Genomic DNA, 10637 nt, shown 5'->3' with positions numbered 1-10637 from the left:
AAGTAGATACGCTCTCTGATTCGGATGCTGACTCACTTTCAGACTCGGAAGTTGATTCACTTTCTGACTCTGAAGTTGAAGTGCTCAATGAGGCGGATTCTTTTTCACTTAAGCTAGTTGACTCACTCTTAGAAGCTGACTCGCTGGTTGAAGCACTTTGAGATGCACTCTCATGCAGGCTTTGTTCTTCGCTAAGTTCAGTAGATTGACTTGCTGACTTAGACTCGGACTCGCTGCGTGAAGCTTTGATGCTAAGGATCTCCGATGCTTCACTTTCAGCCTTGCTCATTGATTCAGAGGCACTCGTCGATTCGCTGAGCGACTTGGAAACTAACTCAGACTTGCTTGCTGATTGGCTCTTGCTTGCGGAAACTGATTCTGATTGGCTGTACGCTTCAGACAGTTTCTTTGAGGCTTCTGATCTGCTGATCGTGCTCTTAGAAATAGCCGTTGACAGACTGTCGGAGTCGATTTCACTCAAGTGCTTTGAAGCCAAGTCAGAGTCAGACGCGTATTGCGAAGCAATTTCTGATTTTTCCTTGCTCAGGGATTCGCTCTCTGATTCAAAAATTGACTTGCTTTGAGACTGACTCAAAGACTTGCTTGCTGATCTGCTTAATACTTCGCTAAGCGACTTGCTGCTGGATTCACTGGCTGAAATGCTGCGTGAAGTGCTTTGTGATGCTTTTTGGCTCAGTGAAGTGCTCTTAGACGTGCTGATTGAGGCACTTTGTGCTTCAGAAGCTGAAAGGTCGGCTGACTTAGAAGCAGACTGGGATTTGCTTCTGGATTCTGAAACTGATTGGCTCAAAGATGCAGACGTGGATTCACTGACTGATCTTGCGCTTTCTGACACGCTCTTGGATTCAGAATCGCTTTTGCTTTCAGAAACTGAAACGCTGTTGCTGATGCTGTCATTGATGCTCTGACTTTCAGAGATGGACTTTGAGGCACTGGCCGCCTTTTCGCTGTCAGATTTTGCTTCTTTGGACAGGCTTTCTGACAAGCTGGCACTTTCAGAGTTGGCTTGCGACAGGCTTTCTGAAGCCTTGACTGAGTTTGACTGACTAGCTGAGATGCTCTTAGAAGTCGATTCGCTCTCGCTGACTGACTTGCTTTGTGATTCAGAAGCGCTGGCGCTGGCTGAGGCTGACTCATGCAAGCTCTCTGAAGCAGATTCAGATTGTGAGGCAATCTCAGATGCTTCCTTGCTTCTTTCAATCGATCTGCTCTCGCTCTTGGATTCGCTGATTGACGCGGATTCATCGGCAGACTTCGAAGCTGATTCGCTTCTTGACGCAGATTCGGATTGACTTTGCTCAGCTGAAGTTGAGCGACTGTCTGCCTTGGCTTCTGATTCACTTGCGCTGATTGAAATTGACTTGCTAGTTTCCGCGGATTCGGAGTCACTTTCAGATTCAGACACTGAACGGCTGACTGACTGCGAAACAGCAATGCTGCCTGATTCTGATAAGCCGGTTGGAACGTAAGAAAGCTTGTAGCCAGCCATAATGGCCCCAAGATTCTTATTCCCGCCAGTTACTCTCTTGCCAGTTGCCAGATCAGTATAGCCGGATTGTTCAGCACCAGTTGCGTGAACCGTTTGGAACTGCGCGTTTTCAACCGCTTGAACCTCAATCAGCGTGTTGTTTACGACGTTACCAAATGAAGTCGTGTCAGGGATCTTCGTCGTAAAGGTAACGACTACGCCTTCTGAAGTGTCAATCTTATTGGTCGTTGAGAAAGCTTCACCCCAGTAACGGTGGCCTGAGTAACGCGTGTCGTTAACCCATTCGCCTTTAACTTTAAAGCCTAATGCCTGGTACTGTGAGCTGTTGGTTGAATCCTTTTGGGTGAAGGTATTAGTTACATTCTGTAAAGTATTGTGGCTGCTCGTGCTGCTGTAGGTTGCTTCAACCGAGCCGCTGGCGACCGAGTAAACCGTAATGTTGTCAGCCTTGTCCAGACCAGACATGCTGTTGGTAAAGAAGCCAAAGTAGGTGTCTTTTGACGTTGAATCGTCTGAGGTTGGCGTGTAGGTAACTTCCCAGGTAATAACCCCAGTTTGCAGGTTGAGGTACCCCTTCAAATCGGATAAGGATTGGGATGTGTAGAAACCGGTGTTTAAAGTCGTATTCTTCTGTTCAAAGACCAAGACGCCTTTGTTGGCTTCATTCTGGCTGGCCATTGTGCTCATTGAGTCAGCCGTGCTCAAAGAAGCATCTTCCGCGCGGAAGCGGCTTGTGCTCTCGGATTCACTGATGGATTGTGAAACTGCGGCTGACTCTGAGGCAGACTTAGATTGAGCTTCGCTTCTTGATTGAGACTCGCTCTGCATGTCAGCTTCTACTGAAGCCGATGCACTGAGTGAATGCGACCGGTCAGCTGCTTCTGATTCGCTGACGCTGATTGAAGCACTCGCGGATTCAGAGGCGTCTTGCGCGTCTTCTTCACTTACCTTTCTTGAAAGTGAATTTACCCGGTCACGCACTGACAGGCTGACGCTGGCTTCTGGATCATGCTTTGCCAGCTCTTCTTCAGACTGGCTGATTGAAGTCGAAACTTGCGCGCTTTCGGAAGCTGATGCACTGGCGCTGGCTGATTGGACGGCGCTTTCGGAAGCTAAGAGGCTGTCCTTGATTGATTGGCTCACGCTTTGACTTGCATTTTGACTTGCGACCTTGCTTTGGCTGGCGCTGGTACTTGCCTGTTCTACGCTCTGGCTGGCCGCGGCTGAGTCAGCGGCATGCTGGGATGCAACTTGCTCAAAGTGGCTTGAGTCCGCTTGAGACAAGTTGGTGCTGTCGGCTTGGAACTGGTCAGCATCAAAGCCCGTGGTAACCGTCGCACTGGAATTCTCCTGAAACCACCAAGAGCCTATTGTTTCATTGACCTGGGCAGTAAAGGTTGAGTTCACGTTAGTCGTGTCAACCACTACCACATATGCGGTTTCACCACGACGGTCAATGTCCACGGTAAAGTGGTACCGGTATCCGGTGCCTTCATCCGCGCCAAGATAAGTGTAGTCGCTGGAGTCAGCCGCGTTCGCCGCAACGTCTGCCGGCTTGGTGTTCTGCAATACGTCAGCCGTAGTCTGATACAGCTTGACGCTGTCGCCTTTCTTCAGGTCGTTTAAAGTGACGGACTGCCTGCCAGAAGCCGTACCTGCGGGGTTGATCTCAATAACGTACGTCGTCTTGCCAGTCGCGGCGTCAAAACTGGTAGCGGCTTGGCCAATATTTGCCCCATCTTCACTGTCATATTCCGTCCCGCCGTATTTAACCGTCAAGCCGGTCACTGAATCGTACTTGCTTGCCGTATTTGAGTTGTATGGATCGGTCGCGTCGCGGAAGTATCTGCTGGTATTTGCCGAAAGTGCCTGCGCCTGCTGGGTCTGGGCTGCTTGCTTAGTCTTTTCAAAAGTGCTTTGGAAGTCAGCTTCGGCTTGCTCGGCACTGACTGACTCAGACAGGCTGCTTGAAGTTGAGGCACTTTCTGAAGCCAGGGCTGAATCAGCCGCTGACTTGGCTAAGCTGGCGCTGACTGAGGCACTGGCCGACGCGCTCTGGCTGGCGCTGGCCGTGTCGCTTTGACTGGGTTCGCTGGCAGTACTCTGCGATGCCGGTACCTGGACGAGTCTGTTGGCGAACCGCCGGGCGAAATTGGTATTCGCGCCACGTTGGGCGTCGCCAGTCAGGTCGTTCACATTGATCGTGTAAGCGCCTGCGGCTTGCGAGCTGGGCCCGCTGGCTTCAGATGCATCATCGTTAGCCTCTTCAGCCGTTGAGTCGACCGTGACTTCAGTTGGCGCGGCTTCAGAAACGGCTGACATGATCTTTTCAGAACCCTTCGATTCCGCGCTGGCTGAGACAGAAGCAGCTGATTCGCTCTTTGACGCGGTGCTTTCGCTCTGTTCTGAGCCAGTTTGACTGTCACTGGCCTGGCTGCCTGATTCAGACGCGGACTGGCTTTCCGTGCCGTTCTTTGCTTCACCCTCACTGTCAGCTGACTGGCTTTCAGCGGCTTGACTGCTTTCCGTGTTCTTGCTTTCAGCAGCCTGACTGCCCTCAGAGGCCTTGGCGGTCTCTTCGCTCTTGGAGCTGGCATCAGCCTTGCTTTCAGCTGCCTTCTGGGTGCTGACGGATTCAGACAGGCTTTGCGATGCTTGAACGGACGCGCTGGCTGAAGCTGAAGCACTGTGGCTGGCTGAAGTGGATTGCTCCAAAGACTGTGACTTCGATGAGCTTTGACTTTCGCTCAGCGTATCGGATTCTGATTGCGCGTTTGAGTCAGCATTTGAGCTTGAGTTGACTGAATTCAGGCTGGCGGTGTCTTTAGTTGCGCCAACGGCCGCGTCGACTTGGGAAGTCATCCCAAAGGCCTTGTTGTCAACTAAGGCATTGGCCGCGGCCATCCCCCCGGCAAAGGCGCCAAGTGCGGTTGCCCCTTTCAAAAGGGCCCGGGCGTTGGAACTAACGCCATGCTCCGTATTCAGTTTCTTGCTCTTGGAGCTCTTCTCCTCTTTCTCAAGCGCAGCCTTGGCAGCTGGGGAGAACTTGAGCTTCTTTCTCTTATCTTTGGATTTCGACATTTTGATCCACTCCCAACAATCGAGATTCTCGTTTAATTAACTGCAACAGTGATTGCGATCGTAAAAAAACAGATTAATCTATGTGCACATTGACATGAGACGCCTAATCGAAAAGCACTCGCAAACGATATGATTTTCCGTCCCTTTCTCTTTCTCTGAAAAATTGAAGAAAGATTATAACAATCTGCTTTATTAGCTCAATTATATCACGAGCCAGACCCATTAATATAGCGGGAAGGCAAGGTTTGAGGATAAACATTTTTTTAAAAAGGGGCAGCCCGGCCAACGTAAATAAATCTTCTGCCTGGAACAAGCTTTTTAAGTTCAAACTGTAGTTTCCGCGTGTTTTCCAGTACGGGGAAAATTACGCTTTATTGCTGCTACGACGGGCTTTGCCCTGTTGCTTGCTCCTTGCTTTCAAGTTGCTTGTATGAAAATGATTTTCAAGCCAAAGGCAGTCAACTGGACTTCCTATGCTAAATTATCACTTGTGCTTGCAGCATGTTGAAAAATTATGCAAAAAAAGCACCTGCTTTTTAATCAACAGGTGCTTATTTGTCACTATTGTGTTTTGCCAATAATTATATGTCCGTTTATTGCCTTACTGCCACTCATCCAGAACCTGGCGGTAGTGCTCTGGGGACTCCGCCCCGGCAAATTCATGCTGGCGGGCTAAGGCCAAGTCAAAAGCAGCCTGGTCAGCCAGGATCGCCTTCAGCTCGTGCACCAGCCCCTCAGCATCCCCCGCCGCGAAGACGTTCTCCGGCGCGGTGTAGCTTGGCGCGTGCATTGTGTCTCTAAAGGCAAAGACGGCCATGTTGTTCTCAAAGGCCTGGCGGCCAGCGTTCAGAATTTCGTTGGCGTAGTTGATATCCAAGTAGATGTCATCAGTCTTAAGCAGTTCGGCCACGTCGGCATCTCTGACCACTGGATACAAGGAGACGTTTTCGTACTTGCCAAAGTTCAAGAGCCGGCTGGACATCTCCGTCACGGCCGCCACGTCAAAGTGCAGCTCTGGCAAAGCCTCAACCAGCTGCTTCAAGCCTTCGATCTGGTCGGAATTGGTAAAGATCAGGGCCCGACTCCTGTGCCGGTTTTCCCGCTTGAACGGGTAGATCTGGCCCAGGAAAAAGACCCGCTTGGCCGTTTCCCGGTCCAGCTGGCTGACCAGCTTCTGGTACTCTGCCTGGTCCTGGACGATGACCTTGGTCCGTTTCAGGTTGCCTGCAAGCAGGTAGCGCATGTTGTCCGGCACCCCGCCCTGGCTTATTTCCTGCCAGAACAGCAGGTTCTTGTCCGGTTTCGGCTTGACCTGCATTGCTGAAAAAAGACAGGTGCCCAGGGAGTTGAAGGCAATGCTGGAGGCATCATAGTCAGAGGCCTGCAGGAAGTAGGCTACCAGCTGGTTGACGTCGCGGAAGCTGACGATTCTGCCGTCTGGGGCATTATAGATGTAGTCGCCCGTAAAGTGGTTGTGGACCAGGACTTCCTGCCCGCTGCTGGCAAAGAAGCTGGTCATGGCCTCATTGCCCTTGGCATCGCAGCTGGTGACGGCAAACTTCCAGCCCCACTGGTTGTAGTGGTCGATGGCCCGGACCGTGCCCTTTAGGTCCAGCCACTTGACCTTAGCCACCAGCCGGCGGCGGTCCTGGCGGCAGTATTCAATCTTCCCGCGGACCTGGCCATGGTCAAGTATCTCCCCATTTTGGGAATTGGCCTTGATCTCCCAGTATTCCGGCAGATCGATTTCATTGAAGTAGCGCGGCCGTCCTTGAAAAGCTGAGCCTGCTTGGGCCAAGAGGAACTTCAATGGCGAAGCTACCTGCTCTGGCAAAAAGCCCCCGTCTCTGATGACGACCGTTGGCTGCTCATAGCCCGCGGCCTGCAGGGAGTAATGCAGGTCCTGGGCCTGCTGGTTGTAGCTATAGAATAGATTAATCACGGTGCAGCTCCCTTTCTATGGCCTGCTTCCAAAGCTTGGCCACCTTCTTGGTCTTGAACTCGCTGGCCAGCTTGTAGGAATGGCTGGCAAAGCTGGCCAAGTCATGGCTGAACAGGTCGCACAAGCCCCCTGCCATTTCCTCAACGTGCTGGGGCATGGTCTCCAGGCGCTTATATGGCAAAAGCAGGCCGTTTTTGCCTGGATCGATAAAGGTTGGATTGCCGTAGCGGACATCAAAGCCGATCATGGCCAAGCCTGACCCAACGGCCTCCATCAGGCTCAAGCCGAAGCCTTCGCTGGTGGAGCAGGACAAGTAGACCTGGTAGTGCTGGTAGACCTCAGTCAGGTCCTGGTGGCCCAGCAAGCGGATGTAGCCCTGCGAATTGGTTTCCGCGATCACCTCGCGCAGATTGGCCTCTTCTGACCCTGACCCATAAATGTCAAAAGTAAGCTGCGGCCAGGTCTCATGCGCCTTGGCCACCGCCCGGATGGCCCAGTCCAGGTGCTTTTCCGTGGCCAGTCTGGAGGCGGTCACGATGCTGAACGGCTTTCTGCTGGCAAACGGCACCTTGTGCAGCTTTGCCAGGCTGCCGACGGGGATGGCATAGATGACGGGGCTTTGTCCTTTGTACTTCTTGAACTGGTCTTCCATGATCCGCTTTTGCAGCTTGGTGGCGGTCACGAAGAAGTCGATCTCCCGCTCATGGTCAAACTCGTATTCATAGAAGTTGTTCCAAAGCACCGTCTCATCATTGGTCTCCGGCTCACTGAAGTGGTCGGCGTGGACGATCGTGCCCACCCGGGCCTTGCCGCGGTTTTCCAGGATCTCCTGCCCCTGGCCCTCGGCCCGGTCAATCAAGACGATGTCTTTTTTGCCAAAATGCAGCTCTTTCATCAGCTTAGCGATCAGCCCCTGTTTAGAGTAGACGATGTCGTCCTTGAACTTGTAGATGTGGTCGTTTTCGCCGTCAATGAGCTCATCGTAGGCAGTCGTTCCGTCTTCATTGTAGAAGCGCCGCTGGTAGACCTTGGCCCGGTTGTCATATGGCGCGTAGAATTCCGTGCAGTAGCGGCCGTAGCTGAAGTAGTCCTTGCGGATCAGGCTGGTCCCGGACACGTATTCAACCCGCTCCACGAGGTCGGAATTTTCCGCCTTCAAGTAGGCCGTGGCCCAGAAACGGTCGTCAAAGACATAGCGGATAGCCTTGCCCAACGGCTTCTTCTCGGCAATCTTGGGCAGGTGCCGCTCCAGATCGGCCGTCGTGAAGCTCGTCGGCTTGATCTTGAAATCCGTGAAGAACAGGTAGAGCCAGATGACCTGACTGTCCTTGAAGCCCATATTGCTGGTCAGATGCTCAATATTCTCATAGCTGATCCAGTCGGTGAAAATGAATCTAGCCTTTTCGCCCAGACTGGCAAATACCTGGGACCGGTAGGCCTGGGCAAATTCGACCCCGCTTGAGGCCCAGCCAATCCCCTTGTTGATGCTGTATATAGTCATAATTTGTTACCTTAGCCCTGCAAAGATCTGACAATCGTAATGATAATGCTCAAAATGACCGTCGCGGCAATGATTACTCCAAATAAACGATATGTAGTCCATTTTTCCTTGTCATGATCAGTATATTCGTTGCGCACGCTCTTCAACTGGGAATTCATGTGCTTGGTCAAGACGTCCCGCTCTTTTTGGCTGAGCCGCGGCTTTTCTTGGCGCTCATTTTCCTTAGACATAGTAAACTTCCTTTTGTCCGTTCTTATCAATCGTAATGTTGCTCATCAAGACGTTGCGAATGGTCATCCGGTGGATTTCCCGGCGCATCTTCATAAAAGAGCTGAGGGCTGAATGGTGGTACTCATTCATTGGGTCCCGCTGGGCCGAAGTCCGCATGGTCACCATCTGGCGCAGCTGCTGCAGGTTATCGACCTGCTTGATCCAGCAGGCATCGATGGCCTTCAAGGCAGCCAGGCTGTAGAAGCGCTTCTGCTCGGTCTGGTCCTGGAAGTATTGCTGCTTGCGGGCCATCTCCTGGTCAGCCAGCTTCATCAAGTAGGCATAGACGGCCTGCTTGTTTTCAATATCCAGGTCCAGGAGGCTGCCTTTGAATTCATAGGACAAATTGTCCAAAATGAAGCGGCGCAGGTCCCGGCGACGGAAGTGCGGGTGGTCCTGGTAGAACTGGTCTATCAACTCAGTCAGCCAGGCATGGATGTCATAGGAGACCCCGTCAGAAAAAATGATCTGGTCCCGGGTCTGGTAGACCAAGTCCCGCTGGATCTCGTCACTGGCCCCCATGGACAATTGCTGCTTGCGCATGGAGTAGTCGCTCTCATCGCTTTTGACCTGGGCGTCGTTTAAGGCCTCGCGGATCCGCCGGCTCTTCAGCTCGTGGACCTCATCCATGTCCAAGGTGTCTGAATGGTACTTTTGCCGGTAGTGCTCAAGCCACAAGGCCCCGTACTTGAGGACGACGTCGTCTTCCAGGGAAACGAAGAACTCGCTTGAGCCCGGGTCGCCCTGGCGGCCCGCCCGGCCGCGCAGCTGGTCGTCAATCCGCCGGCTGGCCATCTTGGCCACGCCTAAGACGGCCAAGCCGCCCAGTTCAGCCACCCCGGGCCCCAGCTTGATGTCGGTCCCGCGGCCAGCCATCGTGGTCGCCACGGTCACGGCGCCAACCTGACCGCCTTCTTTGACGATCGTGGCTTCCTTGGCCGCGTTCTTGGCGTTTAAGACATTGTGGGGAATCTGCTCGCGCAAGAGCAATTCAGAATAGATCTCCGACACCCCGATGGATTCGGTGATGATCAAGACCGGGCGGCCAATGGCGTGCAGGCGCTTGACTTCCTGCAGGGAGGCCAGCAATTTGCTTGGCAGGTCCGGATAGACCCGGTCAGGCAGGTCTTTTCTGATGACCGGGCGGTTGGTCGGAATCCGGACCACTTTGGCCCCGTAGATCTTGAAGAACTCATCGCGGGCTGAATAGCCGGTCCCGGTCATCCCCGCCAGCTTCTTGAACTTGCGAAACAGGCTCTGGTAGGTAATGGACGCCATCGCCTGCTGGTCATCAGACAGCTTGAGCTGCTCCTTCATTTCAATGGCTTGGTGCTGGCCGGCCTGCAGCTTCATCCCTTCCAGGATCCGCCCGTTCTCCTTGTCCAAGAGGTCGACCTCGCCGTCTGGAGAGACGACGTAGGACTCTTCTTTTTCAAACAAGGCATGGGCGTTCAGAGCCAGGTTCAGGCTTCTGACCAGTTCCGTATGCTTGCCGTCAAACAGGTTGGGAATGGAAAAGAACTTTTCCGCCTTGCTGATGCCGGAGCTGGTCAGCCAGACTTCATTGTGCTCTTCGTTGAATTCATAGTCCTGGTCTTCATCCAAAAAGTAGATGAACTCGTCAGCGACCCCGATAAAGTCAGACTTGACCTTAGGCAAGCCGGCGATCACCAGGGGCGTGATGGCCATGTCCAGCAGGACCGAGTCGGCTTCATCGACGATGCAGTAGTTGAAGGGCCGCATGTACTTGTCCTTCTTCTCCTGGGCCATGTTGTCCAAAAGGTAGTCAAAGCCCAAGGCCCCGCTGGTCGTATAGACGATGTCGGACTTGTAGATCTTCTGCTTCTGCTTGACGTCCAGCTTCTCGCCCGCCAGGGAAAAGCCCGTGGCATAGGTCAGCCCCAGCCACTTGTAGACCTGGGACATCTGCTCCCCGTCGCGCGCGGCCAGATACTGGTTGGTGGTGACCAGGATGGTCCCCTTGCCGCTCAAGGCGTTTAAGTAAAGCGCCATGGTGGCGACCAAGGTCTTGCCTTCCCCAGTCTTCATTTCCACGATGTTGTTGAAGTTGAGGCCAATGGCCCCCATGACCTGGCTGTCGTGGGGGTACATCCCCAGCACCCGCTTGTCCGCTTCCCGGACGACCGCGTAGGCCTCCGGCAGCAATTGGTTCAGGGTCTGGCCTTGTTTAAGGCGCTGCTTGAACTCCTGGGTCTTGTCCTTGAGCTGCTGGTCGGTCATTTCTTTCATCGTCTTGGCCAGCGCGTTGACCTTGCCCAAGAGCCGCTTGATTTTTCTTAAGTCCCAATAGTCTGAAGACATTGGGCTGCCGA

5 protein-coding genes are annotated in these 10637 nt (G+C 53.1%); all 5 read right to left on the bottom strand.

Features of this window, described 5'->3' with window-relative positions:
• Nucleotides 1-4591, bottom strand: a 4591-nt coding sequence (locus OCH80_RS03445; RefSeq protein WP_404537907.1) for a hypothetical protein, incomplete at its 3' end; no start/stop codon positions are given.
• A 601-nt stretch (nucleotides 4592-5192) separates the two neighbouring features.
• Nucleotides 5193-6533, bottom strand: coding sequence for an accessory Sec system glycosylation chaperone GtfB (gtfB, locus tag OCH80_RS03440; RefSeq protein WP_404537905.1), 1341 nt, complete (start codon nucleotides 6531-6533; stop codon nucleotides 5193-5195).
• Complete coding sequence (gene gtfA, locus OCH80_RS03435; RefSeq protein WP_404537903.1) at nucleotides 6526-8034, bottom strand: accessory Sec system glycosyltransferase GtfA; 1509 nt, start codon at nucleotides 8032-8034, stop codon at nucleotides 6526-6528. The genes gtfB and gtfA overlap by 8 nt, the downstream gene beginning before the upstream one ends.
• 11 nt (nucleotides 8035-8045) lie before the next feature.
• Complete coding sequence (locus tag OCH80_RS03430; protein ID WP_302187722.1) at nucleotides 8046-8264, bottom strand: hypothetical protein; 219 nt, start codon at nucleotides 8262-8264, stop codon at nucleotides 8046-8048.
• Entirely contained in the window at nucleotides 8257-10626 is a 2370-nt protein-coding gene (secA2, locus tag OCH80_RS03425) for an accessory Sec system translocase SecA2 (protein ID WP_404537913.1), read from the bottom strand. Before secA2 ends, OCH80_RS03430 begins: the two co-directional genes overlap by 8 nt.
• Between the last annotated feature and the right edge of the window lie 11 nt (nucleotides 10627-10637).

The sequence above is a fragment of the Lactobacillus sp. 23-2 genome, assembly GCF_044902225.1.
Classification (GTDB): Bacteria; Bacillota; Bacilli; order Lactobacillales; family Lactobacillaceae; genus Lactobacillus; species Lactobacillus absianus.
This window is presented reverse-complemented; position numbering and strand designations above follow the sequence as displayed.

Excerpts from the sequence above, each read along its gene's own strand:
- gtfA (WP_404537903.1), bottom strand. The coding sequence starts at position 8,034 with ATGACTATATACAGCATCAACAAGGGGATTGGCTGGGCCTCAAGCGGG.
- OCH80_RS03430 (WP_302187722.1), bottom strand. The coding sequence starts at position 8,264 with ATGTCTAAGGAAAATGAGCGCCAAGAAAAGCCGCGGCTCAGCCAAAAA.
- secA2 (WP_404537913.1), bottom strand. The coding sequence starts at position 10,626 with ATGTCTTCAGACTATTGGGACTTAAGAAAAATCAAGCGGCTCTTGGGC.